We start from the raw sequence: 25,725 nt of genomic DNA, 5'->3' as shown, positions 1-25,725 counted from the left end.
AATACCTGTAAGCACTTTATCGAACGAAAGAAGATTGCTATGCGCACGATCGGAATGAGCGACTATACCGTCGACGAGGACTGCTTTGACGAGCTGCCCGGCGCGCTGGCCGAGTACGGAGCGACCAAGGTCGCGATTATCGGCGGCAAACGAGCACTGGCCGCGGCGCTTCCCGGTATCGAAGCCGCGCTGGCAGGCACCGACGTCGAGATCCTGGAGACGCGCGTCTACGGCACCAACAGCACGCGCGCCAACATCGCCAAGCTTGTTAACTCCCCCGCCTGCCAAGAGGCCGACATGCTTATCGCATGCGGCGGCGGCAAGGCGCTCGATACCGTCAAGACGGCGGCCATCGAGCTCAAGAAGATCGTCTTTACGGTACCGACGATCTGCTCCAACTGCTCCGCCGCGACCGCCATTGCCGTTGTCTACAACGACGACGGCTCGCTCGAGGGCTATTCGTACCCTAACCGACCTGCGCATATCTTTATCAACCCCAAGATCATCGCCGAGGCTCCGGCGGAGTACTTCTGGGCCGGCGTGGGCGATGCCCTGTCCAAGCAGCCCGAGGTCGAGTACGCCACGAGCGCCGGCAACCTGGAGCACACGGCAGGCCTTGGCCTAGCACTCGCCCACACCTGCTCCGAGCCGCTGTTTACCTTTGGCGTCCAGGGTCTTGAGGACGTGCGCCAGGACCAGTCGACCGAAGCCGTCAAGCAGATCGCGCTCGACATCGTGGTCAACACGGGCTACGTCTCCAACCTGACCAACCAAAACGATTACTACTACAACTCGAGCGTGGCGCACGCGTTCTACAACGCTTCCTGCAGCATTCCGCGCGAGGGCTCCTACCTGCACGGCGAGGTCGTAAGCCTGGGTGTGCTGGTACTGTTCGCCTATACGGGCGATACCGAGAACCTTGAGCGCTACGCCGCCTTTAACAATCAGATGGGCCTGCCCGTGACGCTTGAGCAGGTCGGGCTTTCCGAGGCTGATATCCCTGCCCTGTGCGAGTACGCGCACGCCACCAACGAATGGAAGCAAGGCAACCCGGAGCCCTTCACCGACGAGAAATTCGCCGCCGCCATCAAGGCCGCCAACGCTTACGGCCACACGCTCTAGGACTGACCAAAAACCACCACAAAGGGGACGGGCACCTTTCTGGTGGTTTTTTTATTGCTCCAGCATTCAGTTCGCACTCGAACCCGATTCTTTACGAGAAAGGGTTCGGGTACGTTTTTTGTTTATCGGAAATTCTGCGGAAGGACTATTCGGAACGGTAAACAGAAACGAACAGAGGCAGGGTATCATCGTGGTGATGGTATCCTGCCTTTTGTTTTGCGGGATCAAGGTCGCTTTATGCGAACTTGATCGCCACTTATATGGCGCATTGATGGCAATTGCTTCGTACGTGCATACCGGGAGCCTGTACACCTCTGGCAAGGCGTAGCACACTAGACTTTGTTCCAAAGTCCGTGTGCTAAGGGGGCAGGCCCCTTAGAATTCCTGTAGAGTGTGTACGCACGTACGCAGGAAAACGGCAAAATTTCGCTATATCAGGGCGTTCTTTCATTGGAGAGTATGGTATACACGGCTTAGTTCAACAAATAAGAATTTATATATAAAGGAGAATATTGATGAAACTGTTTTTATGTTCTCACTTTTCAAGTGTAGGGAGTCTGATAAAGGAAGAAATTGAAAATAAAAAAGTCGCATTTATTCCAACAGCTTCGCTGCGTGAAGGCTACACCGGTTATGTCGGCTCGGCTCGAAAATTATTCAAAAAGATGGGAGCAATCGTAACTGAAATTGACATTTCAGCGGAGGCTTATTCAACGATACAGCCTCTTTTTGAAGATGCGGATGTGATCTATTTTACGGCGGAAATTCTTTTTTCCTTATAGACCAGCTCCGTAAAACGGGAACGGATGAGCTGTTGAAGAAAGAATTGGCAAAGGGAAAACTGATGATTGGTGAATCGGCAGGTGCGATTGTTTGCGCTCCAAGCATCCAATATATCGAGCAAATGGATGAAAAGCCGGAGGACTACTCACAAGAAGATGATGCGGGACTTAATTTGATTGATTTCTATGTTCTTCCGCATTATCATACAGCACCATTTAAGAAAGTTACCGAGAAAATAATGACTGAGTTTTCGGATTTGGATCTATGCCCAATTAATAACCGTCAGGGAATTGTAATCGATGGTGAAGGTTCAAAGGTAATTTGCAAAGACTAATTTGATAATTCCAGTTTGCTGTACTCGTTCCTAGCAGGGTTTGGGGCGGGCAAGCCCCAACAAGAAGCTGTCCCAAAGGGGCAAGAATGGGGACTGCGGACGATTTCTTGGACCGTTACGCGGCCCTTCCCAGCGCGGAGCGGAACTCGGCCGGCGTGCGGCAACCGAGCGCATCGCTGCGCCTCTCCGTATTGTATCGACCGATCCAGCCCCCGAGCTCCTCGATGAAGCTGGCGGGGGTCCAGTCCGACCAGTCCCTGCCGTGCCAGAACTCCTTCTTAAGCAGGCCGAAGAAGCCCTCCATCGCCGCGTTGTCCGGGCTGCAGCCCTTGGCGGACTGGATTGGCTACACTGATGTGGACAGTTCCGGGAGGGGCGCAAAAGACGGGAAGGCCGTGTGCGCGTTCCTGCGCGAGGGCCGCGGGGAGGGGTTGCCTGGGTACGGCGCCTGTCAACTCGGTCTACGTCTTTGATGACCGGGTCGTACTCAATATCAACTTCACGGATGATGCCAAAACGGTCACCCGTGAGGAAGTCTTGGGTTCGAGTGCTGTGGACAATGTTCCAGCATGCTGGGGTCAAATTCGCTTGCGGGGATCACACGGTACCCGTGACGCAGCAGCAGATCGACAAAAACGCCGTTGCCCGCGGTGAGCGTACCACTAAAGGTGCCATCGTAGACGTGACCCGTACCGCACGAGGGGCTGCGGTCCTGCAAAATGCACGCAACGATCTCGGACGGGCCGCCCGCCTGCTCGCACATATCGAGCGCGCGCTGAGCACCCTGGCGAAACTCGCGATCGACTGAGGTGCCCTCGCAGGTACGGACTTCGCCGTTCACAATCTCGGACGGCTTGCGCGGTGTGGGCAAGCCACCAAAAACCTCGGGGCACACCAAGAGAACCTCGGTCCCCGTTCGCTCACAGGCCTCGACCAACGCGCGATGGTAATTGTCGAGCCCGTTATATTTGCAGCTCTCTCCCATCAAGCAGGCACTCACCACGATCTTCATACATATCCCTCCCAAACAAAACGCCCCATTTGAGATAGAAACTCAAATGGGGCGTTCGACGTTGTGCAACCAGCCTTACTGCTGCTTTGGCATCAGCGGATTCTCGCGCGTGAGGAGATTCATGAACTCCTCGCCCGTGATCGTCTCCTTCTTGTACAGATAACGAGCCAGCTCATGGAGCTTAAACTTGTTCTCCTTGAGGATCTGCAGGGCGCGGTCATGTGCGTCCTCGATCAGCTTGGCGACGATCGCGTCGACGCGCTCGGCCGTACCGGGGGCACAGGTGAGCGACGTGTCCTGGTTGAGGTAGGCATTCTGAACGGTACCGAGCGCCATCATGCCAAACTCTTCCGACATACCAAAGCGCGTCACCATGTTGCGGGCGAGCTTGGTGGCCTGCTCGATATCATTGGCCGCGCCAGTCGTCATCTCACCAAAGATGAGCTCCTCGGCAGCACGTCCGCCGCAGTAGACAGCGAGCTTGTCGAGCACCTCCTGGCGCGTGGTCAAGAAGCGCTCGTCCTCCTCGACCTGCATGGTGTAGCCCAGAGCACCGCTCGTACGCGGCACGATGGTGATCTTCGTAACAGGCGCAGAACCCTTCTGGCGGGCGGCAACGATGGCATGGCCGATCTCGTGATAGGACACGACCTGTTTCTCGTGATCGGACAGCACCGTGGACTTACGCTGCTGGCCGGCGATGACGACCTCCACCGACTCCTCAAAGTCATCCTGAGTCGCGCGCTTGCGACCCTCGCGGACGGCGCGCAGGGCGCCCTCGTTGATGATGTTGGCCAGGTCGGCACCCGAGGCGCCAGGCGTGGCGCGGGCGATCGCGGTCAGGTCGATCGGCGGCTGCGTCTTCACGCTCTTGGCGTGCAGTTCAAGGATATTCTTGCGACCGGTCAGGTCGGGCAGCTCAACGGGGATGCGGCGGTCAAAACGACCGGGGCGCAGTAGAGCGGGATCGAGACTGTCGGGACGGTTGGTTGCGGCAAGGACAACGATACCCTTGTGGTTATCGAAGCCATCCATCTCGGTCAGCAACTGATTGAGCGTCTGCTCGCGCTCGTCGTTGCCGCTAAAGCCGCCGCCATCGCGCTTCTTACCGATGGTATCGATCTCATCGATAAAGACGATACACGGGGCCTTTTCCTTGGCCTGCTTAAACAGGTCACGAACCTTTGCAGCGCCGCGACCAACAAACATCTCAACGAACTCAGAGCCCGAAATGCTAAAGAACGGAACACCGGCCTCGCCGGCAACAGCCTTGGCAAGCAGGGTCTTACCGGTACCCGGAGGGCCAACAAGGAGAGCACCGCGCGGCAGCTTGGCGCCGATCTCCTCGTAGCGCTGCGGCTTCTCCAGAAAGTCGACGACCTCCTTGAGAGACTCCTTGGCCTCTTCCTGGCCGGCGACGTCCTTAAAGGTCACGCCCACGTCCTTGGAGGCGATCACGCGCGCGCCGGACTTACCCAGTCCGCCGCCGCCAAAACCGCCGCCGCCAAAGTTCATCGACGGGCCGTCATCGCCCATAGCCTTCTTCATGCGGCGGTTGAGCCACCAACCGATGAGGAAGAAAATCGCCATGGGAAGAATGAGTGTGAGCAGGTAGTAGGTCATCAAACCCGAGTTCTTATCGGGAACGACCGACTCCAGCGAAGCGCCAGACTCAAGCACGCGATCGGTAAAGCCCGCATCGTTCGGCACACCGGTCGTCTTATAGGCGATGTTCTCGTCCTCGCCCTTCTTGGTGTAATAAATGGTGTAATCGTCGGTATTGTATTCGACCTTGTCGACGCTCTTCTTATCGAGAGCTTTGACAAACGTCGAGTAATCGGTCTTCGTAATCTGCTGCGTGTGACCGATGTTAGGGAACAGAACGGTCGAGAGCACGAGGTAGACGACGAAGGCGATGAGCACGTAGAGGATCATATTCCGTCTACGCTTGTTGTCATCCATCTCCATCTGCTTGAACTCCATCTATTGGGGTTAATAATGATGTTTAAAATACCCAACCCGGGCGGCTATAAACCGATATTCATCACGAAAGGATAGATATGGCATCGCTGGAAGTCGGCAAGGTTCAAATCTATACGGGCGACGGCAAGGGCAAGACGACAGCCGCGTTGGGGCGCGAGAGGATGTCGAGGAACTGATTGCGATAAAGCCCGCCACCACGGAGCTCGTGCTCCCCGGCCGCGGCTTGCTACCCCTCGCCGACCTTGCCGACCTAGTAACCGAAATGCGCCCCGTCAAACACTACTTCGATGAAGGTCTCCTAGCCCGCCAAGGCATCGAATACTAATTGATTCGTTTTCCGCCAACACCTAAAGCTCATAAGGAAGTTGCGGTGGAATAGTACTTGTTTGACGGTCCGCAAGGACTTTTCAGGAACTATTTCACCGCAACTTATCAGGGGTATCCGACGGATGAGCTAGGCGGTGGCGCGGCCTAGCCAGTTGCCGCTGTGGTGGTAGATGGTGAACATGGTTGCGGTGATGAGCCAGGTTACGGGGTAGACCAGCAGTAGATGCTCAAGCGACGGATCGAAGGGCATGATTGCAAACACCCAGATCACCCTCAAGACAACGGTGCCAAAGATGGTGAGCATCATAGGCTGCAAGCTCACGCCGGCGCCGCGAATGGAGCCCGACGCGTTTTCGATAATCGAGAAGATCGCGTAAAACGGCGCGATGAAATGAAGAATCGTCGTGGTGTACGCCGAAATCGAAGCATCGTCGACAAACAGACGCGACAACGGACCCGAGAACACCAGCAGCACGGCAGACAGGCCACCAATGAGCATAAACGACAGCACGAGCGACGTATGGTAGCCCTTGCGCATGCGCTCGTAGTTGCGCGCGCCAAAGTTCTGCGCCGAGAACGTAGTGATCGATACGCCGAGCGCCTCGGTCACCATCCAGATAATGCCATCCAGGCGCCCAGATAGACCCCAAGCAGTCGTGACATCGGCGCCAAACGAATTAACCGACACCTGGATCAGCACGTTCGAGATCGAATAGGCAGCCGATTGAAAACCGAGTGGCAGACCACACGAGATCATACTCTTGCAAATACCGCGATCGATACCGAGCTTAGACAGCGAAAGACGCCATGCACCCGGAGCGCGCATCATGCGCAACACGATCATCGTTGCATTGGAGCAAATGGTCAGCGCCACTGCGATGCCGCAGCCCAGCGCCTCCATATGCAACACAGCGACAAAGATGATATCCAGCACCACGTTAACAAGGCAGCCAGAGGCAATGATCACGGCGGGCCCGCGCGTGTCGCCCACGGCACGCAGCAGTGCGGTTCCCATATTCAGCAGCAGCGCCGCAACCATCGCGGCAAAATAACAGCGAGCATAGGCCACACCCTCGGCCAATAGTTCATGCGGCGTGTTCATAAGCACCAGCATGGGCTCAACGAACACTATGCCAAGAATCGAGAAAGCGATACCGCCCACCAGCGCGAGCGTCATGGCTGTATGGACCGAACGACTCAGTCGCTCATCATCGTGCTGGCCAAAATACTGACCGGTAATGACCGCGCAGCCGGCGCCGACGCCAACGCAAAAGCCAATGCAGAGCTCGGTGAGCACCATCGTGGCTTGAATGCCACCCAGCGCGAGCTTGCCGCCAAACTGGCCAACGATATACGTACCGATAAGCGTGTAGGCCTGCTGAAAAAACGAACTAAAAAAGATGGGAACGCACAGCGACAGCAGCTGTTGCCAAATGACACCCTGCGTTACATCGATAGCCGTAGATTTCTTAGCCACACGCCCTCCCCGCCAGCATACGTCAAACAACATAACGGCAATTTAAAACCAAAGCCAATACTAGCTTAGCACCGACTGGCGGCGACCGAAACACCCCGAATTAGAGCGCGGTGCGGAAAACTGCCTAGTGATACAAACCCGGCTGGTAGTGATACTCATTGCTCACGTGCGGGCACAGCTGCCAAAAGGCGACGGCGCTCGCCGCGGCCACGTTAAGCGAATCGACCCCGTGCGCCATCGGAATGCGCACCGCGTGGTCACAGCCGGCAATGGTCTTGGCGCCCAAGCCGGCACCCTCGGTACCCATAAAGATTGCCAAGCGGTCAATCTCCTGCAGCACGGGATCGTCCAGCGATACGGAATCGTCCGTCAACGCCATAGCGGCACACGAAAAACCGGCATCGTGCAGTACCGCCAGGCCATCATGCGGCCACACACGAGCCTCGCTGCCAATGCGCGTCCACGGCACCTGAAACACGGTGCCCATGCTCACGCGGGCCGAGCGACGGTACAGCGGGTCGCAGCACGTCGGGCTGACCAAAATACCGTCAACGTTCAATGCGGCAGCCGAGCGGAAAATCGCGCCAACATTGGTGTGATCGACAATACCCTCAAGCACGCACACGCGCACCGGACGATCCCCCGCCGCCTCGACGACGCCGCCCAAGAACTCATCAACCGGAATCTGACGCGGGCGACGGAACGCCGCCAGCGCGCCGCGCGTCACGTTAAAGCCCGTCAACTGCTCCATGAGCTCCATGGAGGCCACGAACACGGGAACCGGACCCGCTCCCTCGCGCACGACAAGCTGGTCAAACAGCGGCATCATCTGGTCGAGCCAGCGCTCGCCCAAAAGAAAGCTCACCGGCTCATATCCGGCGCGCACGGCACGCTCGATGACCTTGGCGCTCTCCGCAATAAAAATGCCCTTCTGCGGCTCCAGCACGCAGCGAAGCTCACGCTCGGTCAGTCGCACGTAAGCATCGAGCCGCTCGTCCTCGAGCGAATCAATTCGCAGAACCTCAACGGCATCAGTCATAGCAGCCAGCCCGCACCCTTCTTTACAGCACATCTATACCAAACGAGGCGACGCTAAGCGCCGCCCCATGCATTCAATCAACCCGATGATACCGTTCACGCCAGACGATTTACGCCTCAACGCGATGATACGTCACGAACTCATAATCGACGCCCTCGTCACCCTCACCGGCGGCAATCGTCGCGACCCCGCTACGCTGCGCAATCTCCCACGCGGGATCGGCGTCCAAGTCGGGAAAGTACGTGTCCACGGGATGGACGCAGTGGTTATGAGTGACCTCGGCCTCCACGCAGTACGGCAAAAACTGCCGATACACCTCACCGCCACCGATCACCCAGGCAACAGGCTCATCGGCTACCGCGGCGAGCGCCTCGTCAACGCTATGCACCACGTCAACGCCCTCGGGCGCAAAGCTATCGTCGCGCGTAAGCACGATATTGCGACGGTTCTTGAGTGGACGCCCACCGGGAAAACTCAGCAGCGTCTTGCGCCCCATGATGACCGGGCAGCCCTTGGTGCAGGCCACAAAATGGCGCATGTCGGCGCGATTGGACACCACCATATCGCCCTCGCAGCCAATACCCCAGTCGTCACACACGGCGACGATGGCAGAAAGCTTACACGTCATGCGCGTCACCTACACCGCAATGGGGATGTTCTTGACCTGAGGGCCGTGCTCATAGCCCTCGACGATCAGGTCATCGGTCGTAAACGCATAGAAGTCATGCACATCGGGGTTGAGTGTTACCTTGGGTGCCGCAAACTGCGGACGCTCGATAAGCTCGCGAACGATATCGACATGACGATCATAGATATGGGCGTCGGCGATCACGTGCAGCAGCTCACCGGGAATCATATCGACCGACTGCGCGACCATCATCAGCAAAATGGCGTACTGGCACACGTTCCAGTTGTTCGCGGCCAAAATGTCCTGGCTGCGCTGGTTGAGAAGCATGTTGAGCGTCGGCTTGTCGTCCTGAGGACGCTGCGTCACGTTATAGGTCACGCTGTAGGCGCATGGATAAAGGTGCATCTCGGACAGATCGCTAAACACGTACGTATTGGTCATAATGCGGCGACTATACGGCGTGTGCTTAAGGTCGTACAGTACACGGTCAATCTGGTCGAAGTCGCCCTCGGCGTAATGGCTCTTCTGACCAATCTGATAGCCGTAGGCTTTACCGATGGAACCGGTCTCATCGGCCCACTCATCCCAGATATGGCTGTTGAGGTCATGCACGTTATTGGACTTCTTTTGATAGATCCACAGAATCTCGTCCATGGCAGACTTAAGCGCCGTACGACGCAGGGTGAGCGCGGGGAACTCCTCGCGCAGATCATAGCGCGCCGTGACACCAAAGTTTTTAATGGTATAGGCAGGGGTGCCGTCCTCCCACACCGGGCGGACCTTTTGGCCCTCGGTGGTGGTGCCATGGTCCAAGATATCGCGGCACATGGTTACAAACTGTTGATCAGCTTTGCTCATTGACCCTCCTGTCAGTCGCCTACAAGCGAGATTCATTGTAGCCCAGGCGCACGCGGCCCCACAGCCCAAACATAAGCCCTCATTTTCTGACATATGCCAGAAATTCCTTGCGCAAATCCGCACGTTCGCTATTCTATTGTTGACATATGTCAGATTTGGAGTGTGCATGGCAGGAAGACGCGAAAAACTGCGCCGCGTCGGGATCATCCCCGAATACCGCGGCTTTACCCCCGATGGCCTGGCCAGCGGTGATGCCATCGACATGACCGTCGACGAGCTTGAGGTGCTGCGCCTGTGCGATCTGGAGGGCCTCAATCAGGAGGCCGTCGCCCTGCACATGGGCATCGCCCGCGCCACGGTGGCGGCAATCAGCAGTCGCGCGCATCGCAAGGTGGCAAACGCGCTGGTCAACGGACGAGCGCTCGTCATCGAGGGCGGCAATATCGCGTACTCCCCCATCGCCACGACGACGGCCGCATGGCCAGCAAAGGAGGTCGGCGCCATGAGGGTGGCAACGACGTACGACAACGGCAACATCTTTATGCACTTTGGCCGCAGCGAGCAGTTCAAGATCTACGACATCCAGGATGGCAAGGTGCTCAACGAGCAGGTCGTAGGCACCGGCGGCACCGGCCACGGCGCCTTAGCGGGCCTGCTTGCCAACGGTGGCGTTGACACGCTCATTTGCGGCGGTATCGGCGGCGGCGCTATCAACGCGCTTGCCCAAGCCGGCATCACGGTCTATGCGGGCGCCCAGGGCAGCTGCGATACCTGCGTCGAGGCCCTCATTGCCGGCACGCTCGCACAGAACGGCGAGGCCACCTGCGACTGCCATGGACATGATCACGAGCACATCCACGAGCATGGCGAGTCCTGCGGCTGCCACGGTCACCACGACCATGACGGGCACGAAGGCTGCGGCTGCCACTAGCGGCAAGCACCTCGTCGAGAACGCGCTTCCACGCGTGCGACAACCAGCGAACAAACGGCGAAGGCCGCCTGGAATACCATCCAGGCGGCCTTCGCCATACACGACTCAACTAGTCGTTACTTCTTGTTGCGCATCTGCGCTTCCATCTGGCGCAGCAGGTCCATATCGGACTTGGGGCCGCCCGTTCCCAGGCCGCCCATGCCGCCCAGGCCCATGGCATCCAGACCGGGAATATTGGGCATGCGCATCTTTTTGCCCTTCTTACCCTTCTTCCCCTTCTTGCCGCCAGCCTGCGCCTGATTGGCCATCGTGCGCATGCGGCCCATCATCTTATTCATCTCGCCCCACTGCTTCATAAGGCTATTGACCTCGGTGGGGGTCACGCCGGCACCCTTGGCAATGCGGGCACGACGCTGGCCGTTAATGATGGAAGGACGCAGGCGCTCCTCCTTGGTCATCGACATGATGATGGCTTCGTTCTTGTCAAAGATGCCCTCGTCCAGGTTGCCGCCCATCTGGTTGAGCGCGCGCTGACCACCGGGAAGCATGCCCAGAATGCCCTTCATGCCGCCCATCTTCTTGACGGCCTTCATCTGGTCGAGCATGTCGTTCATGGTAAAACCCTCGCGCAGCATACGCTCGGCAGCCTCGAGCTGCTCGGCGTCGGCCGCCTCCTGGGCCTTCTCGATAATGCCGACGACATCGCCCATGCCTAAAATGCGCTTGGCCATGCGGTCGGGGTAGAACGGCTCAAGCGAATCGGGCTTCTCGCCCATGCTCACGAACTTGATGGGCTTGCCGGTCACCTGGCGCACGGAAAGCGCGCCGCCGCCACGAGCGTCGCCGTCGAGCTTGGAGATGATCACGCCGTCAAAGTCGGTGCGCTCGGCAAAGGTCGAGACGACGTTGACGATATCCTGGCCGGTCATGGCATCGACGACCATCAGCACCTGATCGGGCTTAACGGCCTTCTTGATGTCCACGGCCTCCTGCATCATCTGCTCGTCGATCTGCAGACGACCGGCGGTATCGACGATGACCACGTCGCGCAGGTGGTCGACGGCCTCCTGGATAGCGCCCTTGGCGATATCGACCGGGTGCTCGCCGTCACCGCGGAAGACCGGCACGCCGATCTCGCCGCCGAGCGTGGCCAGCTGGTCGGCAGCAGCGGGACGGTAGACGTCGCACGCGGCGAGCAACGGCGAGCGACCCTGCTTCTTGAGCAGGTAGGCCAGCTTTACGGCAGCCGTGGTCTTACCGGAGCCCTGCAGACCCACAAGCATGATGACATTGGGAATACGGTTGCTAAAGACGAGCTTGCTCTCGGTGGAGCCGAGCATCTCGGTAAGCTCGTCGAGCACGATCTTGACGACGTTTTGCGCCGGAGAGAGCGACTCCATGACCTCTGCGGTCATGCAGCGCTCCTTAGTCTCGGCGACAAACTCCTTGACGACCTTAAAGTTGACGTCGGCCTCGAGCAGCGCCATGCGAATATCGCGCATGGCCGAAGTAATATCGGCCTCGGTCAGCTTGCCCTTGCCGCGCAGGCGGTCAAATGTGTCGTTGAGGCGATCGCTCAGGGAATCAAACACTAGTCACTCCTTAATTGGACTCGCCCACCAGGGCGCGGCAGAAATCTTTGGCATTGAACTCCTGCAGGTCATCGACCTGCTCGCCCACGCCGATGCGCAGGATCGGGAGCTTGAGCTTCTCGGCCACGGCCATGGCGATGCCGCCCTTAGCCGTGCCGTCGAGCTTAGTCATGATAATACCGTCCAGGCCCAGCGCCTCGTTAAACTCGAGCGCCTGGTTCAGACCGTTTTGGCCCGTCGCGGCGTCGATCACAAGCACGACCGAAACCGGCATGGGACCGGCGGCCATATTGGCGGCGCGCTTACGGGTCACATTGACCACCTTGGCAAGCTCGCGCATGAGCTCAGGGCTCGTGTGTAGACGGCCGGCGGTATCGATAAGCACCAGGTCGCTGCCGCGCTTGTCGGCCTCGTCGAGCACGTCGTAGCAAACACTTGCCGGGTCGGAGCCGCGGTCGCGCTTGATGACGGGGACGCCAGCGCGCTGGCCCCACACATCGAGCTGCTCGATAGCGGCAGCGCGGAAGGTATCGGCCGAACCGATCACGACGTTCTTGCCGCGGGCGGCCATGGCGCTCGCGATCTTACCGACCGTCGTGGTCTTGCCGGCACCGTTGATGCCGACAAACAGCACGCAGCTCGGCGTATCGGAGAACGGGTCATGCTCGACGGGCACAAAGTGGCCCTCGAGCTGTTCGGCCAGGGCGCGGCGAAGCTGCGGGGCGGTCTTGAGGTTCTTCTTGGCCGCGGCATCGCGCAGGTCATCGGAGACCTGAATGGCGACCTCGGCGCCCATGTCACCCATGACGAGGGTGTCCTCCAGGTCCTCCCAAAAATCCTCGTCGACCTCGCCGCCAAAGTAGAAGACCTCGTTGAGGGCCTCGCGGCTGCGCTCAAGTCCGCGCGAGAGAGCATCGAAGAATCCCATTATGCATTCACGACCTTTCCGGTTTCGCGATCGAGTTTTTGCGAGACGACGCGACTGACGCCGTCGGCTTGCATCGAGACGCCATAGAGGACGTCAGCGTCCTCCATAGTACGGCGCTGATGCGAGATTACCAAGAGCTGCGTATCGGAGCGCAGCACATCGAGGGCGCCGATGAGCTTGGACAGGTTGGCGTCGTCGAGCGCCGCCTCGACCTCGTCCAGCACATAGAACGGCACCGTGCGTGTACGGTACACGGCAAAGAGCAGGGCGAGCGCCGTCAGACTCTTCTCGCCGCCCGACATGAGCATCATCTTGGTAATGCGCTTGCCGCGCGGCTGCGCCACGACCTCGATACCCGTCTCGGCAGGATGCTCGGGATCGGTCATCTCCAGATGAGCCTGGCCGCCCGGGAAGAGCATAGCGAAGATCTCGCGGAAGTTCGCATCGACCTTCTCAAACGTCACCAGGAAGGCCTTCCGCATCTTGCGATCAATGGCCACGGTGATCTTGGTGAGCGCCTTGCGCGCGCTCTCCAGATCAGCCAGCTGCCCCTCGATGTAATCGGCGCGGCGCTTGAGCTGCTCGTACTCCTCCATGGCAACCTGGTTAACGGGACCAAGGTTGTTGATCTGGCGCACAAGCTGGTTGAGTTCGCGCTCGGCGGCATCGCGGTCCGTGGGCGCCGGAAGCATGAGCGCTTCCTCGAGTACCGTGGTGCCATCGGCGGTAATGGCCTTAATGGCGGCCTCTACCTGCACCTCGAGCTTGCCACGCGCGACCTTGAACTCGTTTTGCGTGGCGGAGGCGGTATCGACCCGCTCCTTAGCGCGGGCAACCTCTGCCTTGGCATCCTCGATGGTCTTCTTGAGCGAAGCGGAGTCCGCCTCCTCCAGAGAGGCCTGGTCACGCAGGCGCGCTGCCCAATCCGACGCGCGTTCCAACAGAGCAGAATAGCGTTCGTGCATGGGGTCGACGCGCAGGCGCAGCAGCTCGAGCGAACGCGAAGCCTGGCGTGTTCCGCGGATACGACGGTCGATGCCCTCAAGACGATGCTCAAGGTCGGGCACGCGGCCCTTCAGCGAACACAGGCGCTCGCTCGTCTGGGCCAGGCGCACCTTGGCATCGGCGAGCTTACCGGCGGCCTCGGAATCGTCACGGCGAACGCGATCGAGCTCATCGTTGGCCTCGGCAATCTGGAGACCCAGGTCGCTTGCCTGTGCACGCGCCTCGTCACGCGAACGGGTGAGCTCGTCAACGCGCGGACGGGCGGCACGAACGGCCTCGGCAGCCTGCTCGCGGCGCTTGGAGATGCGCACGCGCTCGACCTCGGCATTGTTGGCGCTTTGCTCCAGGCGGCCGATCTCGGAGAGCAGCGAGCGGCGCTCGCCCTCAAGACGGGCGATCTCACCGGCGGCATCGCCCTCGGCGGCACGGGCCTCCTCGACGGCAGCGTTGGCCTCAACGACTTGGTCCGAAGCATGCTCAAAGATGGCAGCCAGATCGGGTTCCAGGCCCTCGAGCTCACGGATGCGGCGCTTGCGCTCCAAGGCACCCGAAGCCTCGCCGGCATCAAGCCCCACGCGCACCAGGCCGCCGCAGGCGACACGGGCGCCATCGGGGGTCACGTAAGTCACGCCTTCAACGACCGGCGCCGACAGCGCGGCAGCAAGATCGTCAACGACGTAATAGCCGCCGAGCAGCGCCTCGACGACGGGTCCGTAGCCTGCGCGCACGGACAGACGATCAACCAGGCGGGTACCGGCAGCGCCCTCAGCGGCGGTAGAGCCGCTCACGCCGCGCGCCACCAGCAGTGCTTCGCCCGAGGCCTTCTTTTGGTCCAGAGCCGCACGACCGGCACGCTCAAGCGTGGCGGCGTCATCAAACAGCAGCGCATCGATATCGCCGGCGAGCAATTGCTCAACCAGGCCCTCAAGCTCGCGCGGGGCCTCCAGCACGTCGCCCAGACGACCCAAGACATCGTCGCCCAGCGCACCCACCAGACGGCTCACGAGCGGCGAGCTGTCGGCCATGCGGGCATCAAGCTTCTTTTGGCTGGCAAGCTCCGAGCGCACCTCGGACAGCTTGTTGCGCGCCTCACTCTCGCGGGCACGCAGGTCCTTCAGGGCCGCGCGTGCCGCCTCGGCGGCCTCACGCGCATCGACCTGAGCCTGGCGCGCTTCCTCAAGAGCGCCCTCAAGCTCCTCGGCGCGGTCGCGACGGCTCTCGAGCGAGGTCGTGACCTCCTCGAGCTGCTCGTCAATCTGCTCCAGGCGCGAGGCATACATGTTATCCTCGACCTCGGCATTGCTCAGCGAGTCCTTCACCTTGGCGAGCTCGAGCGCGGCGTTATCGGCTACACGCTGCACATCGCGCTGCTCGCGCGTGAGCTGCGAAATCTGATTATCGAGCGCCACGCGGCGCTCGTGGAGCTCGGCGGCGGCAGGACCGGCGGCGTCAACGTCCTCCTGGGCCTGCATATGCGCGCCGGTCACTTCCTCAAGCTGCGCACGTGCGTCCTCGAGCTCCTCGACCACGCGACGACGCTGATGCTCGGAGCTCGAAATCTGTCCGCGCATGTCAGACAGGCGCGACACCATGTTGTGGCCCTTTTCCTCGAGCAGGCGCATGTCGGAGTTAATGCGGCCGACCACATCTTGCATATGACGGCGCTGCTCGCCTAGGTCGCCCACAAACAGGCCCTTTTCCTCGAGCATAACCTGGAGCTTCTCGAGCTCGCGCTCCTTTTCGCCCAAGCGGTACTGCGCAAGCTCAAGCTCGGCCGCGCCCTCTTTGGAGCGGCTCTCCAGGTCGTTCCACTGCGACTGCAGCGAACGCAGCTCGTCAACGGCCAGCATCTGCGTAAGCTCATTCGCGCGCGAGGACAGCTCTTTGTACTTGCGCGCGCGATCGACCTGACGCTCCAGCGGTCGCAGCTGACGGGCGATTTCCTTATTGATGTCGCGGGCACGCGTCAGGTGCTCGTCCATCGACTTAATCTTTTTGAGCGCACGCTCTTTGCGGCGCTTGTGCTTGGAGATGCCGGCGGCCTCCTCGATGAGGGCGCGGCGCTCCTCGGGGCGGCTCTGCAAAATGGCGTCGAGCTTGCCCTGGCTAATAATGGAATGCGTATCCTTACCCAGGCCCGAATCGTGCAGGATGTCCTGAATGTCCATCAGGCGGCACGGACTCGAGTTGATGAGGTACTCGCTTTCGCCCGAGCGATACATGCGACGAGTGATAGCGACCTCGTCAAAATCGACGGGCAACATATGGTCCGAGTTATCGAGCACCAGTGTGACCTCGGCGACACCCACCGGCTTGCGCGCTGACGAGCCCGAGAAGATGACATCCTCCATGGCCTGGCCGCGCAACTGCTTGGCGCTCTGCTCGCCCAGGACCCACAGGATGGAGTCGGAGATGTTCGATTTTCCCGAGCCGTTGGGACCGACGATGACGGTCAGGCCCGGCTCAAACGTCATATGGGCGCGGTCGGCAAACGACTTGAACCCTTTGAGCGTGAGGGACTTGAGATACACGGTTCCTCGCTTACACGTGCTTCTTATTCAGAATCACGCCGTTGGTGGTGTAACCCATGCGGTCGAGCGCTTCGAGCGCGGCGGCTCCCTCGGCTTCCTTCTTTGAGGAGCCGGAGCCGCGACCCTGACGAATACCATCGATCAACACCACGGCGGTAAAGGTGGGCGCATGCGCCGGGCCCTCGGAGCCAACGAGCTTATACGCCGGGGGCTCGTGACCGTCGGCTTGCACGCACTCCTGCAAAAACGACTTGGGGTTCGCGGGATGCTCGGCGCGCTCGGAAGCCAAATGCGGCTTAAGCGTACGATGGATAAACTCCGCCGCAACGTCCCAGCCGGCATCCAGGTACAGTGCGCCCACGAGCGACTCATAAACGTTCTCGAGCGCCGAATGCAGGCCGCGCGCACCGGTACCGGTCTCGGAGGCACCAAAGATGATGATGTCGTCGATGCCCAGCTCGTGAGAAACCTCGGACAGCGTAGCGCCCGAGACAAGCGACACCTTCAGGCGCGTGAGCTTGCCCTCGTCAAACTCCGGATAGGACTCAAACAGGGAGCGTGCGACCACAGCACCCAAAATGGAATCGCCCAAGAACTCAAGGCGCTCATAGCTGGCAGAAACCGGCTGGCCCTCGACTGCCGAGGGATGCGTAAGGGCCGCGCGCAGCAGCACCTTGTCATTGAACTCATGGCCCAGAATCTCCTGGGCGCGCGTAAGTCGTTCGGATAAAGCCAAGACTTAGGCCTCCTTGGCAGCTTCGATAGCGTCGACGGCGTCGGCGACAGAGTTGAGCGAGAGCAGAGTCTCGTCATCGATCTCGAGGTTGAACTCGTCCTCGATAGCCGTAACCAGCTGCAGGCGCTCGAGCGAGTTGGCATCGAGGTCGTCAAAGGTGGTCTCATCGCTAATTTCGGCAACATCGACGCCCAGAACGTCAGCAGCGACCTCGGCGATCTTGTCGAAGATTTCGGAGCGGTCCATAGCGCTTCCTCTCATAGTGCATGAATACCAAAAGAATGGTACCGCCCGGGCGGTACCAAGACACGGTTCTGATTCTACCCCACGACGTGCGCCGCGAAGCACATAACAGCGCCCTAACTCGCTCTTATAAAACGATACCGTCCATAGAGTTGGCGACATTCTCGACCAGCCCGGCGCGCACGGCTTCGGCCGCCGCGAGCGTTCCGTTTTTGACAGCCTCGACTGAGGTGGCGCCATGGCCGATCAGGACCACGCCGCGCAGGCCCAGAAGAATCGCGCCGCCCTTGGCGTCGCCAGAGAGCTTGGCCTTAATCTCGCGCATCTGCTTTTTGATGAGCAGCGCGGCAATCTTGGTGCCGAGCGAAGACATAAAGACACCCTTGAGCTCCTGCAGCAAAAACTTGGCAGCGCCCTCGGTGGCCTTGAGCGCAATATTGCCCGACATGCCATCGGCAACGATGACATCGAAGTTACCCGAGGTGATGTCCGTTCCCTCGCAGTTACCAACAAAGCCGGGAACGGCGGCTTTCATGGCCGGGAAGCAGGCCTTGGTAAAGTTGGAGCCCTTCTCGTCCTCGGTGCCGTTGGCAAGCAGGCCCACGCGGGGATGCTCGATACCCAGGACGACGCGGGCATAGGCGCTACCCATCTGAGCAAAACGCACCATATCGTCAACCTCGACATCAGGGTTGGCACCCATGTCGCACAACACCGTCAGACCGCCGGCGCGATTGGGCAGCGCATTGGTCAGACAGGGGCGCACCGGCTGCTTCTTGCCTTCGGCCTGATACCTAAACGGCGTCACGTAGGCTGTGGCAGCGGCCGTCATGGCGCCGGTGGAGCCGGCAGAGAAGAACGCATCCGCGTTGCCCTTCTTAATGGCGCGGCAAGAAAGCACGATCGACGACTTACGCTTGGTCATCACGGCGCGAATGGGATCGTCATCCATGGCGATAACGTCGGGCGCCTCAAGGGCCTCAACACGTGCGTGGGAAGCTGCAAAGGGATTGACGATTTCGGCGGGGCCAGCTGCCAAGACCTCGATATCGGGATCGGCGGCAAGCGCAGCCTCGATACCATCGAGAACGACCTGAGGTTTCTCGTCTCCGCCCACAACGTCTACACAAACGCGAACGTTACTCATATTCATGCTCCTTATACAAAAATGGCCGACTCATTGAGCCGGCCATTGTGGTTCCATTTGGAACGGCATCGCATCCAGAGTATACCGTTACTCGGTAACGATAACCTCGCGGTCCTTGTAGAAACCGCAGCTGGGGCACACGTGGTGCGGAAGCTTAACAGCGCCGCAACGGGGGCACGTGGACTGAGCCGCAGCCGAGATCTTCATGTTGGCGGAACGACGGGTGTGAGTGCGGATACGACCCTGCTTTTGTTTAGGTACGGGCATAGTGACCTTCCTTATGAACTATCCAGTGTGGCGATTACGCGCAAGTAGCGATACTACCACAGTTTTACTCATCAAGCTTGAGATTCTTCAATGCTGCAAATGGATTTTCCGTGGCAGCGGCCCATTCTGCCTCTGCCTGGGCGGCGCAATCGCATTGCTCGACGTTGAGATTGCAACCGCAAGTGGGGCACAGACCGCGACAATCGGGCTTGCAGAGCACCACAAACGGCGTGTCCATAACGACCGCGTCATTGATGGGCTCACCCAGATCGACGATACGATCCTCACCCAGAAGCTCGTAGCCGTCCTCGTAGGCCTCGGGATCCTCGGGCTCTTCAAAGAGGTAGAACTCCTCGATCTCTCCGGCGATATCAAACGAGGCGGGCTCCAGGCAACGGTCGCACTCACCGGTGGCGTGCGCGCGGACCATGCCCGTGAGCAAGACACCGGTACCGGCATTGGTAAAGACAACGTCGTAGTCGATGCCGTCCTGAAGCTGGTACTCCTTCTCGCCCACCGTGTAGGTGGCGACATCGACCTTACCGGTCAGCGGATACGAATCTCCAGGAAACTCGAGCTGCTCGGAAAGATCGACGGTAACGCTCGGGAACTCAGCCATTACCACTGACCATTCTGCTGGGCGGCACCCTCGTTAAGCTGCTGGCGACAACGGGTGACGGTGCCGGTCAGGCTCTTGAGGTTCTCCTCGAGGTGCGTAAAGACCTGCTCGGCGTAATCCTCGGCGGCATAGCGAGCCTCGCGCTCATACTGCTGGGCACGGTCGCGGATGTCGTCGGCCTGCTGCTGCGCTAAGCGGACGATCTCCTGCTCACCAGCAATGGTGAGGGCCTGCTGTTGAGCATCGGCGATGATGGAATCGGCCTGAGCGGCGGCGGAAGCCATAAGCTCCTCGCGCTCCTTGAGGATACGGCGGGACTTCTGCCATTCCTCGGGATAGCTCATGCGGATCTCGTCGAGGATGTTAAAGAAGACGTCGGCGTCGATAACCTTCATCTGGGCGTTCTTGCCGAACGGCGTCTTAGCCTCTTCGATGAGCCCCTCGAGCTCGTCGACAAGACTCACGATCCTGTCGCCAGGAAAATTCTCGCCCGGCATCCGGTCTCCTTTCATAGGTAACATATCATCGTGTTAGTTTACCACATGCCACCAGGCATTAAAAAACGTCACGAAAAGCGATGTTTGAGCGCCTTGACCACATTGGACGGAACAAAATTAGAGACGTCGCTACCGAGCGAGGCAATCTGGCGAACCACCGAGCTCGAAATATAGCCGTACTGCGGCGCACTCATGACAAAGATGGACTCCAGCTCGTTATCCAGGCGGTAGTTGAGGTCGGCCTGCTGCAGCTCATACTCAAAGTCGGTCATGGCACGCAGGCCCTTGACCACGGCTCCTGCTCCCTGTTCGCGGGCAAAATCGACCAAGAGGCCGGTGAAGGGCAGCACCTCGACGCCGTCAATATCACCGAGCGCCTCACGGGCCAGCGCCACGCGCTCGTCGAGCCTAAACGTGGTGCCGACGCCGTTTTTGCCCTGCGACTCGGCAACGGCCACGATCACGCTGGGAAAAATGCGGCGGGCGCGACGAATGACGTCGATATGGCCAAACGTGATGGGATCGAAGGTGCCCGGGACGATTACGCGGTTAATGGTGTCACTCATGGGCATCCTCCGTGGGTGCGTCGCTATCGTTGCCATCATCCTCGCCGTTGCCAACCCAACGAAGCAGGTCGACCGAGGTTATGCCATAGCGCTTCTCCCGCATGGTCTCAAAGCCGGCCGGGTGAGCGCCCGTATCGGCCGCGGCGTGCTCAAAGAGCGCGTAGGCACCCTGCGCCAGCAAGCCTTGCTGAGCTAGGTTCTGTAGCAGCTCCTCGACCGGCTCAGCACCAAAAGCATAGGGCGGGTCGAGCAGAACCAGGTCAAAGGGACCGCCCGGCACGCGGCCGCGCGAAGCGCTTGCCAGCACGTCGCCCGTCACCACGCGCCAGCGTGCACGGTCGCGGCAGAGCGACTCGATATTCTTGGTAATCAGACGAGCAGCGTTGCGATCGATCTCGAACGTGGTGAGCGAGCGGGCACCACGCGAGAGCATCTCGATGCCCAAGGCGCCGGAGCCGCCAAAGGCATCCAGCACGCGGACCTCGTCCAGATCGAAGTCGAATGCCGACATGACCATAGATGCGCACGCCTCGCGCACGCGATCGGTCGTGGGGCGGGTGACATCGCGACCACGGGGCTCCTCGATCTTACGACCGCGCCATTCGCCGCCGATGATTCTCATCCTCCGCTGACCTCCTTAAAGATGTGTCGATACCGCATGGCGACCGCATCGCGCAGAGGACGCGTCGCCACGGAGTCAAGGTTGCAAGCATACCGCAAGAGCTCGACCGCGTCCAAATGGGCCCATTCGATCAATTCCTCGTCGGCATCGAGGTCAACAAAGCGCAAGGTCACGCCGCCATGCTGGCGGTAACCCAGGATTTCACCCTCGTGGCGCAGACGCAGGTCCATCTGGGCGAGCGTAAAGCCGTCCGAGGTCTTCTCGAGCGACTGGAGGCGGTCTTGTGCCGCCGACGCGCCACCGTTGCCCTTGGAGTGCGTCATGACCAGGCACGTTCCCGACACGCTGCCGCGGCCTACGCGCCCGCGAAGCTGGTGCAAGGCCGCCAAACCAAAGCGCTCGCCATTCTCGATGACCATGACGGTGGCGTTGGGCACATCAACGCCCACCTCGACCACCGTGGTCGAGACGAGCACATCGATCTCGCCACGCTTAAAGGCATCGATGACTCGGTCCTTCTCCCCCGCCGGCATGCGGCCATGAAGACGTTCGATAGTAAGCCCCGGTAATGCCAGACGAAGGCGATCGAGCTCGGTCGCCGTGTCATGCAACGGCACGGGCACGGTCACGCGGCCTTCGTCGTCGCGAGCGATACCGGGTACGTCTTCGAGCTCATCGGCCGAATCGCTTGGCTCCACGAGCGGACAGATCACGTAGGCTTGCTGCCCCTTTTCGTGCGCCTCGCGAATGGCGCCATAGGCCAGGTCGCGACTCGACTCGGTGAGGACGCGCGTCGTCACGCCGGCACCCGGAACGGGACGATGGCGGATGATACTCGTGTCCAGGTCGCCGTAGACCGAGAGCGCCAGCGTGCGCGGGATCGGCGTGGCAGTCATGACCAGCAAGTCGGCACCCGGGCCTTTTGCGCGCAGGGCGTTACGCTGACCCACGCCAAAGCGGTGCTGCTCATCGATCACCACAAGCGACAAATGCCTGAACGTGACGTTCTCCGAAAGTACCGCATGGGTACCAAAGAGCACGTCGAGCTCGCCAGACTGGAGCCGAGCATGAATCTGTTCACGCTCGGCCGCCGGCGTGGCGCCCGTCAGGAGCGCCCAGGTCATGCCAGCCTGCGAGAGCAAGGGGCCGGTCTTATCGGCATATTGACGCGCCAGCACGCCCGTGGGCGCCATGACGCACGCCTGGGTGCCGCTATCGGCCGCAACCGCCAACGCGCAGGCGGCAACGGCGGTCTTACCGGTACCGACGTCACCCAGCAGCAGACGGTTCATCACACGACCGCCATCGCACATGTCATGCAGGATGTCTTGAAATGCAGCCTCCTGCTCATCGCTCAGCGAAAACGGCAGGGCCTGTTTGAGCGCAGCCAAATGCTCGCCCGCGTCATGCGCATAAGGCACTACGTCGACCATACCGCCATCGTTGCGCAGACGCAACGCGAGCTGCAGGCAGAGGCACTCCTCGTAGGCAAGCCGTGCGCGCGCGATATCGCGCTCGGCCATACTCGATGGAAAATGGATCGAACGCAACGCGCGGGCATTGCTCATGAGCTTCCGCTTTGCGCGCAACGGCGCGGGAATCGGATCGAACGGATTGCCGACGACCTCGAGCGCGCCGCTTACGATGCGGCGCATCCACGCCTGGCTCACGCCATCGCTCACGTAATGGACCGGCAGAATGGTGCCTGCGGCGCGCCCGTCCTCGAGCTTTTCAAAGTGGGGCGAGGCCATCTGCTTAAAACCGTAGGCAAACTCGACCTTGCCCATCACGGCCAGGCGGTCGCCCTGCTTAAGCTGCTGGGCAATCCAGGGCTGACGGAAAAAGGCGACCTGCAGCACGCCCGTCTCGTCAACGAGTGAGACCTCAGTCACCTGCATGCGCGGACGCGGCTGCTTTTGGACGATACGGTCGACCGTGGCGATGATGGTGCACACGGTACCGATGGGCGCCATCTCGATAGACCAAGAACGGGTAAAGTCGAGGTATCGATGAGGGATATGGAGAAGGAGGTCCCCCACCGTCCGAATTCCCAGACGGCGAAGGGCCTCCTCACGTTTACCCGAAACATATTTGAGTCGCGCGATATCCTCGTCGAGCGCATTGCTCTGGGCAAAGCGCTCCGAGACGCGCGGCACGGAGCACAGCTCGGACATGGGCAGTTGCCTACTCGATCGAGAAGATCACGGGATAGAGCGGCTGCTCGCCACGATGGGCGTCGATCTCCAGATCGGGCTGAGCCTCCTCGATAGCGTCGACGATCTCCTGGAAGGCCTCATCGGACAGCTCCTCGCCGGCCAGAATCGTCAGCGCATCGCCCTCCTCTTCCTCCTGCATGCGGTTGATGCAATCGAGCGTGACCTGCTTCACGTCAGAGCCGACCACATCGATGGAGCCGGCAATGATGCCCATGACGTCACCGGAGTGAATCGGCGAGCCGTCGGAGGCGCTGGAGTCGCGCACGGCGCGGGTGACCTCGCCATCGCGGACCTCGCTGATGGCGTCGACCATGGCGGCGACGGCGTCCTCGAGCTCGGAATCGGGCAGGACCGCGAACAGCGCCGAGAAGGCCTGAGGAACGGTCTTGGTGGGAACGACGGCAACCTTCTTGTCGGTGCAGGCAGAAGCTGCGGCCTCGGCAGCCATGCGGATGTTACCGTTATTGGGCAGGATGATGACTGAGGTCGCGTTGACCTGGTCCACCGCGCCCAGCAGGTCGGCGGTCGAGGGGTTCATGGTCTGGCCACCGGAGACGACCACGTCGACGCCAAGGGACTTGAGGATGTCGGCCTCGCCGGAACCGGCGGCAACGGCGACAAAGCCCAGCGCCTTGGCGGGCTCGGCGGCCTTTTCCTGGTCCTCGTGAATCTTCGCGGTACGGTCGTGGGCCTCCATCTCCATGTTGTGGATAAAGACCTCGTAGATCTGACCAAGCTGCAGCATGTGCTCGAGCACCAGGTTGGGGGTGTTGGAGTGCACATGGATCTTGTAGTCAGGATAGGCACCCACGAGTAGCTCACAGTCGCCCATGGAACCCAGGAACTTAAGGCACTCGTCCTCGTCAAACGGGGCGTCGGCCTTAAACAGGAACTCGTTGCAGTAGCGGAACTCCGAGCCCTCCCAATCGTCGTTGGCCTCGATCTCAACGCGACCAAGGGCCGCGTCGCGGGCAGAGCCAGCAGAATCAAACGTGGCGGAGAAATCCTCGACAACGGTGCTGCGGCCAAGCGCGGCGGCAACAAAGTTCTCAAGGAAAATAGCAAAGCCGAAGGCGCCGGAGTCAACCACGCCGTTCTCCTTCAGAACGGGCAGCAGGTCGGGCGTGCGAGCGACGGACTGATATGCCTCGACGACGATGGCGTCAAGCGCATCCTCGGCAGAGAACTTCTTCTTCTCGCACTCGTCTGCCTTGGTCGAGACATCGCGCAGGACCGTGAGGATCGTGCCCTCGATGGGCTTGCGGACAGCCTGGAAGGCAACCTTGACGGCGCGACGGAAGGCGAAGGCGATGTTGGCAGCCGTAATAGGCTCATCGGCAGAGACGAGGCCCTCGGCCACACCGCGCAGAATCTGCGACGTGATGACGCCGGAGTTGCCGCGGGCACCCATCAGGGAGCCGTGGGTGATGGCGCCGGCGATGGCTTCCATGTCGGCGTCGGCAGGAAGAGCAGAAAGCTCCTTGGTCACCGAGGCGAGCGTGAGCGACATGTTGGTGCCGGTATCGCCATCGGGTACGGGGAAGACGTTGAGCTTGTTGATCTCCTCGGCCTTGTCGGAAACGGCAGCCGCAGCGATCGGAAAACAGGTGCGAATGGTCTTTGCAATCATGGGTATTTGAATCTCCGTTTTCGGATGCTAGTTCAGACGGCTCTTGAGCGCGTCGATATGGATGCCGATCTTAAGGCTGGCGGGATCGATCTGGGCGATCTCCTGCAGAGTGAAGGCAACGGAGCTCGAAAGATTGTGGCAGACGGACTTCATGTTGACGCCGTTCTCGAGCACGACGTGAAGATCGACCGTAAGGCCGTTCTCGTCGGCGGAGACAAGCACGCCCTTGCGGAGGCGCTGACCGGCAAGCAGGCGCACGCTCTCGGCGCCCTGGAGCTGCTCAGCCATACCGACGACGCCATAGCACGTCATCGCGGCATAACCGGCAATATCGGCAATAACGTCGTTCGAGACGCTCAGACTGCCGTTAATGGTCTCAGACACAAGAATCTCCTTATCTGGTGCTCGCGGCACCATCTCGTGGGAGCAATCATTGCAATATTCTACAACGACCGCGCCATGTTGAGGTGGCGGGCCTCGGGATTACATCCTCGACACGAAATGTTGATACGGTAACGTTCGCGAACGGCGATCGCGGCATGAAAAAACCCGCCACATAAGCGACGGGTTTTACAACCTGGCTCCCCGGGTAGGACTCGAACCTACAACAGCGCGGTTAACAGCCGCGTGCT

At 60.3% G+C, this 25,725-nt stretch carries 25 protein-coding genes and 1 pseudogene; 5 read left to right on the top strand and 21 right to left on the bottom strand.

Annotated features, from left to right (window positions below; genetic code table 11):
* Positions 1-1,122: iron-containing alcohol dehydrogenase family protein (locus tag I2D41_RS06430; RefSeq protein WP_229042208.1), on the top strand; the 1,122-nt coding region annotated here is incomplete at its 5' end.
* A gap of 515 nt (positions 1,123-1,637) precedes the next feature.
* Positions 1,638-2,239 (top strand): annotated as a pseudogene (locus tag I2D41_RS06425) (Type 1 glutamine amidotransferase-like domain-containing protein).
* 115 nt (positions 2,240-2,354) lie between these two features.
* Here I2D41_RS06425 and I2D41_RS06420 read toward each other — a convergent pair.
* From I2D41_RS06420 to ftsH, 3 genes are all read right to left on the bottom strand, one after another.
* Positions 2,355-2,582 (bottom strand): IS3 family transposase, encoded by a 228-nt coding sequence (locus tag I2D41_RS06420; protein ID WP_411161269.1) that lies wholly within the window; start codon positions 2,580-2,582, stop codon positions 2,355-2,357.
* A 177-nt stretch (positions 2,583-2,759) separates the two neighbouring features.
* The gene (locus I2D41_RS06415) at positions 2,760-3,251 is read right to left on the bottom strand and encodes a 2-thiouracil desulfurase family protein (protein WP_195363939.1); all 492 of its coding nucleotides are present in this window, start codon (positions 3,249-3,251) and stop codon (positions 2,760-2,762) included.
* A gap of 75 nt (positions 3,252-3,326) precedes the next feature.
* Positions 3,327-5,219: an ATP-dependent zinc metalloprotease FtsH gene (gene ftsH, locus I2D41_RS06410; protein WP_195363938.1), complete on the bottom strand. Its 1,893-nt coding sequence runs from the start codon at positions 5,217-5,219 to the stop codon at positions 3,327-3,329.
* 92 nt (positions 5,220-5,311) lie between these two features.
* On the opposite strand from ftsH, the gene I2D41_RS10060 reads away from it, so the two are divergent.
* Together I2D41_RS10060 and I2D41_RS10055 are read left to right on the top strand one after the other, a co-directional pair.
* Entirely contained in the window at positions 5,312-5,410 is a 99-nt protein-coding gene (locus I2D41_RS10060; RefSeq protein ID WP_229042206.1) for a cob(I)yrinic acid a,c-diamide adenosyltransferase, read from the top strand.
* Positions 5,411-5,439: 29 nt separating this feature from the next.
* The gene (locus I2D41_RS10055) at positions 5,440-5,559 is read left to right on the top strand and encodes a cob(I)yrinic acid a,c-diamide adenosyltransferase (protein WP_271741666.1); all 120 of its coding nucleotides are present in this window, start codon (positions 5,440-5,442) and stop codon (positions 5,557-5,559) included.
* Between the two features lie 129 nt (positions 5,560-5,688).
* Here the strand turns inward: I2D41_RS10055 and I2D41_RS06400 are convergent, their stop codons facing one another.
* The 4 genes from I2D41_RS06400 to thyA form a co-directional block, all read right to left on the bottom strand.
* Entirely contained in the window at positions 5,689-7,038 is a 1,350-nt protein-coding gene (locus I2D41_RS06400) for an MATE family efflux transporter (protein WP_195544370.1), read from the bottom strand.
* 124 nt (positions 7,039-7,162) lie between these two features.
* Positions 7,163-8,077 (bottom strand): TrmH family RNA methyltransferase, encoded by a 915-nt coding sequence (locus I2D41_RS06395; protein ID WP_195363937.1) that lies wholly within the window; start codon positions 8,075-8,077, stop codon positions 7,163-7,165.
* A gap of 109 nt (positions 8,078-8,186) precedes the next feature.
* Positions 8,187-8,705: a dihydrofolate reductase gene (locus tag I2D41_RS06390; RefSeq protein WP_195363936.1), complete on the bottom strand. Its 519-nt coding sequence runs from the start codon at positions 8,703-8,705 to the stop codon at positions 8,187-8,189.
* 9 nt (positions 8,706-8,714) lie between these two features.
* Complete coding sequence (gene thyA / locus I2D41_RS06385; RefSeq protein WP_195363935.1) at positions 8,715-9,563, bottom strand: thymidylate synthase; 849 nt, start codon at positions 9,561-9,563, stop codon at positions 8,715-8,717.
* Between the two features lie 166 nt (positions 9,564-9,729).
* Between thyA and I2D41_RS06380 the strand changes: the two genes are divergently transcribed.
* Positions 9,730-10,494, top strand: coding sequence for a NifB/NifX family molybdenum-iron cluster-binding protein (locus tag I2D41_RS06380; protein ID WP_195363934.1), 765 nt, complete (start codon positions 9,730-9,732; stop codon positions 10,492-10,494).
* Positions 10,495-10,610: 116 nt separating this feature from the next.
* Here the strand turns inward: I2D41_RS06380 and ffh are convergent, their stop codons facing one another.
* From ffh to I2D41_RS06310, 14 genes are all read right to left on the bottom strand, one after another.
* Positions 10,611-12,086 carry a signal recognition particle protein gene (gene ffh / locus I2D41_RS06375; RefSeq protein ID WP_195363933.1) on the bottom strand — a complete coding sequence of 492 codons (1,476 nt, stop codon included), beginning with the start codon at positions 12,084-12,086 and terminating at the stop codon, positions 10,611-10,613.
* Positions 12,087-12,096: 10 nt separating this feature from the next.
* Positions 12,097-13,014 (bottom strand): signal recognition particle-docking protein FtsY, encoded by a 918-nt coding sequence (gene ftsY / locus I2D41_RS06370; RefSeq protein WP_195363932.1) that lies wholly within the window; start codon positions 13,012-13,014, stop codon positions 12,097-12,099.
* Entirely contained in the window at positions 13,014-16,550 is a 3,537-nt protein-coding gene (gene smc / locus I2D41_RS06365; protein WP_195363931.1) for a chromosome segregation protein SMC, read from the bottom strand. Before smc ends, ftsY begins: the two co-directional genes overlap by 1 nt.
* A 10-nt stretch (positions 16,551-16,560) precedes the next feature.
* Positions 16,561-17,286: a ribonuclease III gene (gene rnc, locus I2D41_RS06360; RefSeq protein WP_195363930.1), complete on the bottom strand. Its 726-nt coding sequence runs from the start codon at positions 17,284-17,286 to the stop codon at positions 16,561-16,563.
* Positions 17,287-17,289: 3 nt separating this feature from the next.
* Positions 17,290-17,532, bottom strand: coding sequence for an acyl carrier protein (locus I2D41_RS06355; protein WP_006234023.1), 243 nt, complete (start codon positions 17,530-17,532; stop codon positions 17,290-17,292).
* 124 nt (positions 17,533-17,656) lie between these two features.
* Positions 17,657-18,676, bottom strand: coding sequence for a phosphate acyltransferase PlsX (plsX, locus tag I2D41_RS06350; protein ID WP_195363929.1), 1,020 nt, complete (start codon positions 18,674-18,676; stop codon positions 17,657-17,659).
* 87 nt (positions 18,677-18,763) lie between these two features.
* On the bottom strand, positions 18,764-18,943 hold the full coding sequence (gene rpmF, locus I2D41_RS06345; RefSeq protein ID WP_022094017.1) for a 50S ribosomal protein L32: 180 nt from the start codon (positions 18,941-18,943) through the stop codon (positions 18,764-18,766).
* A 64-nt stretch (positions 18,944-19,007) separates the two neighbouring features.
* Entirely contained in the window at positions 19,008-19,562 is a 555-nt protein-coding gene (locus I2D41_RS06340) for a YceD family protein (protein WP_055309521.1), read from the bottom strand.
* The gene (locus I2D41_RS06335) at positions 19,562-20,059 is read right to left on the bottom strand and encodes an ATP synthase subunit B family protein (protein WP_195363928.1); all 498 of its coding nucleotides are present in this window, start codon (positions 20,057-20,059) and stop codon (positions 19,562-19,564) included. The genes I2D41_RS06340 and I2D41_RS06335 overlap by 1 nt, the downstream gene beginning before the upstream one ends.
* A gap of 68 nt (positions 20,060-20,127) precedes the next feature.
* A complete protein-coding gene (gene coaD, locus I2D41_RS06330) occupies positions 20,128-20,625 on the bottom strand; it encodes a pantetheine-phosphate adenylyltransferase (RefSeq protein ID WP_195363927.1) in 498 nt (165 codons plus the stop codon).
* Entirely contained in the window at positions 20,618-21,247 is a 630-nt protein-coding gene (gene rsmD / locus I2D41_RS06325) for a 16S rRNA (guanine(966)-N(2))-methyltransferase RsmD (protein ID WP_195363926.1), read from the bottom strand. The genes coaD and rsmD overlap by 8 nt, the downstream gene beginning before the upstream one ends.
* Positions 21,244-23,421: an ATP-dependent DNA helicase RecG gene (gene recG, locus I2D41_RS06320; RefSeq protein WP_195363925.1), complete on the bottom strand. Its 2,178-nt coding sequence runs from the start codon at positions 23,419-23,421 to the stop codon at positions 21,244-21,246. The genes rsmD and recG overlap by 4 nt, the downstream gene beginning before the upstream one ends.
* Positions 23,422-23,431: 10 nt before the next feature.
* Complete coding sequence (locus tag I2D41_RS06315) at positions 23,432-25,093, bottom strand: DAK2 domain-containing protein (protein WP_195363924.1); 1,662 nt, start codon at positions 25,091-25,093, stop codon at positions 23,432-23,434.
* 27 nt (positions 25,094-25,120) lie between these two features.
* Positions 25,121-25,510, bottom strand: a complete 390-nt coding sequence (locus I2D41_RS06310) for an Asp23/Gls24 family envelope stress response protein (RefSeq protein WP_187361832.1) — start codon at positions 25,508-25,510, stop codon at positions 25,121-25,123.
* Positions 25,511-25,725: the final 215 nt, after the last annotated feature.

Origin of the sequence: Collinsella aerofaciens, assembly GCF_015552075.1 — a bacterium.
GTDB classification, from domain to species: Bacteria; Actinomycetota; Coriobacteriia; order Coriobacteriales; family Coriobacteriaceae; genus Collinsella; species Collinsella aerofaciens_Y.
Note: the sequence above shows the minus strand (reverse complement) of the source record. Positions and strands in the feature narration are given on the sequence as shown.

Bases quoted from the DNA above. Each gene is read 5' to 3' on its own strand.
- I2D41_RS06335 (WP_195363928.1), bottom strand. From the start codon at position 20,059: ATGCCGGGCGAGAATTTTCCTGGCGACAGGATCGTGAGTCTTGTCGAC.
- recG (WP_195363925.1), bottom strand. From the start codon at position 23,421: ATGTCCGAGCTGTGCTCCGTGCCGCGCGTCTCGGAGCGCTTTGCCCAG.
- rsmD (WP_195363926.1), bottom strand. From the start codon at position 21,247: ATGAGAATCATCGGCGGCGAATGGCGCGGTCGTAAGATCGAGGAGCCC.
- I2D41_RS10060 (WP_229042206.1), top strand. From the start codon at position 5,312: ATGGCATCGCTGGAAGTCGGCAAGGTTCAAATCTATACGGGCGACGGC.
- coaD (WP_195363927.1), bottom strand. From the start codon at position 20,625: ATGAGTGACACCATTAACCGCGTAATCGTCCCGGGCACCTTCGATCCC.
- I2D41_RS06395 (WP_195363937.1), bottom strand. From the start codon at position 8,077: ATGACTGATGCCGTTGAGGTTCTGCGAATTGATTCGCTCGAGGACGAG.
- I2D41_RS06380 (WP_195363934.1), top strand. From the start codon at position 9,730: ATGGCAGGAAGACGCGAAAAACTGCGCCGCGTCGGGATCATCCCCGAA.
- I2D41_RS06310 (WP_187361832.1), bottom strand. From the start codon at position 25,510: ATGGTGCCGCGAGCACCAGATAAGGAGATTCTTGTGTCTGAGACCATT.
- plsX (WP_195363929.1), bottom strand. From the start codon at position 18,676: ATGAGTAACGTTCGCGTTTGTGTAGACGTTGTGGGCGGAGACGAGAAA.
- ftsY (WP_195363932.1), bottom strand. From the start codon at position 13,014: ATGGGATTCTTCGATGCTCTCTCGCGCGGACTTGAGCGCAGCCGCGAG.
- I2D41_RS06340 (WP_055309521.1), bottom strand. From the start codon at position 19,562: ATGGCTGAGTTCCCGAGCGTTACCGTCGATCTTTCCGAGCAGCTCGAG.
- I2D41_RS06355 (WP_006234023.1), bottom strand. From the start codon at position 17,532: ATGGACCGCTCCGAAATCTTCGACAAGATCGCCGAGGTCGCTGCTGAC.
- thyA (WP_195363935.1), bottom strand. From the start codon at position 9,563: ATGAGCAAAGCTGATCAACAGTTTGTAACCATGTGCCGCGATATCTTG.
- I2D41_RS06315 (WP_195363924.1), bottom strand. From the start codon at position 25,093: ATGATTGCAAAGACCATTCGCACCTGTTTTCCGATCGCTGCGGCTGCC.
- rpmF (WP_022094017.1), bottom strand. From the start codon at position 18,943: ATGCCCGTACCTAAACAAAAGCAGGGTCGTATCCGCACTCACACCCGT.
- I2D41_RS06390 (WP_195363936.1), bottom strand. From the start codon at position 8,705: ATGACGTGTAAGCTTTCTGCCATCGTCGCCGTGTGTGACGACTGGGGT.
- I2D41_RS06415 (WP_195363939.1), bottom strand. From the start codon at position 3,251: ATGAAGATCGTGGTGAGTGCCTGCTTGATGGGAGAGAGCTGCAAATAT.
- ftsH (WP_195363938.1), bottom strand. From the start codon at position 5,219: ATGGAGATGGATGACAACAAGCGTAGACGGAATATGATCCTCTACGTG.